Here is a 1,726-nt window from a genome sequence, read left to right as displayed (position 1 = left end):
CGCCGCGATCTGGCACAACAACGCAACCAACGCACCGATCACCCGGTCACTGACCGCCTACGATCACTGACCGGAGATCGGACTTACTCGTCTAGCCTCGGCGATTCACGGCGGCTAAGGAAAGCTCGAACCGGATGAACGGTTAGACAGCAAAGAGTGCCCCTGATCTGGAAGATTACGGATTGTCGAGATCAACAACCTTCCAGAGCGAGGAGCACTCTTCGCGTGCAGACTATCCCGAAGTGGATGCAAGGGCTGGCGGTCACGGTCGGCGGTCACGGCGTGGTCTCTCACGTCGGTACGGCGGGCCTGCGGATGCTGGCGTTCAAGTCCGGCCTGAGCGGCGAGCTGACGGCCGCGTTGCGGGTGCGGGGCCGTCAGGTGGTGCACGATCGGGGCCAGGTGCTGTCCGATCTGGGCGTGATGATCGCCGATGGCGGGACGGCCATCCGACACATCCGTACCCTGCGGGATCAGGGCGAGTTATTCGGGCCGGTGGCCTCGGCGTCGACGGCGTGGCGGGCGCTGGAGGAGGTGACCGCCCGGCAGCGGGACAAGATCGCCGCCGCTCGGGCCAAGGCCCGGCGGCGGGTGTGGGAGTTGATCGCCGCGCGGCACGGAAGCGTGCCGGCCTCGCGGACCTGCTACGGCGACCTCGGAGAATGGATCGTGATCCGGCTGGATGCCACCATCCAGCTCTGTCACAGCGACAAGGAGGCGGCGGCCGGGACGTTCAAGGGCAGTTACGGGCTGTTCCCGCTGACCGCGTGGTGCGATAACACGGGCGAGTGCCTGGCCATCAAGCTGCGTCCGGGCAACGCGGGCGCCAACACCATCTGCGACCACCTCGAGGTCCTGGCCGCCGCGATCGCGCAGATCCCGCCGAAGCACCGCGGGCGGATCCTCATCACCTGCGACGGGGCCGGCGCCACGATCGAGTTGCTGGCCTTCATCACCACGCTGAACACGCGCAGCCGCCGGGCCCACTACTCGGTCGGCTTCGACCTTGATGAGCGCGCTCGCAGCGCGATCACCGCACTGCCTGCCGATGTGTGGTCGTGCGTGCTGGATGACGCGGGCCAGGCCCGTGATCGGCAGGAGGCGGGCACCGCGGAGCTGACCGGCCTGCTGCGGCACTCGGCCGGTGGCGACAAGCTGGCCACCTGGCCGGCGGGCATGCGCATCCTGGTCCGCCGGGAGAAACCCGCCTCCGGAGCCAAACTGACCGACTTCGAGAAGGCACGCGGCTGGCGCTATCAGCTGATCGCGACCAACACCCCTGCTGCCGCTCTGCCGCTGCAGCAGGGCGAGGCACGCCACCGCGTCCATGCCCGGGTGGAGGACTTCATCCGGTGCGGCAAGAACACCGGGCTGGCCAGCCTGCCCTCCTGGTCGCTGGCCATCAACCAGGCCTGGTGCATCGCCGCCGCGATCGGCTGCGACCTGCTGTCCTGGTTGCGCCTGCTGTGCTGCGAGGCCGAACTGGCGATCGCCGAACCGTCCACCCTGCGCTACACGCTGCTGCACACCAGCGCCCGCCTGGTCCGCGGCCAACGGCGACGCACCATCAAGATCCCCCACACCTGGCCCTGGGCTCACTGAGGTGCCCCGGAGATTCCGGACAGTCGGCTACATAAGCTGACTGAAGTCTGGAAGAGGTAGGTACGTGACGAGGCGTCGTAGGCGGTTCTCGCCGGAGTTCAAGGAAGAAGCCATCCGCATGGTG

The 1,726-nt window shown here is 67.8% G+C and carries 1 protein-coding gene; it reads left to right on the top strand.

What is annotated here, in order from left to right:
* Positions 1 to 225: 225 nt before the first annotated feature.
* On the top strand, positions 226 to 1,602 hold the full coding sequence (locus C4V41_RS60500; protein ID WP_200825063.1) for an IS1380 family transposase: 1,377 nt from the start codon (positions 226 to 228) through the stop codon (positions 1,600 to 1,602).
* Positions 1,603 to 1,726: the final 124 nt, after the last annotated feature.

The organism is Nonomuraea solani (assembly GCF_900108335.1).
In the GTDB taxonomy this organism is placed as follows: Bacteria; Actinomycetota; Actinomycetes; order Streptosporangiales; family Streptosporangiaceae; genus Nonomuraea; species Nonomuraea solani.
The sequence above is the reverse complement of the archived record's forward strand: the minus strand, read 5'-3'. Positions and strand labels throughout refer to the sequence as shown.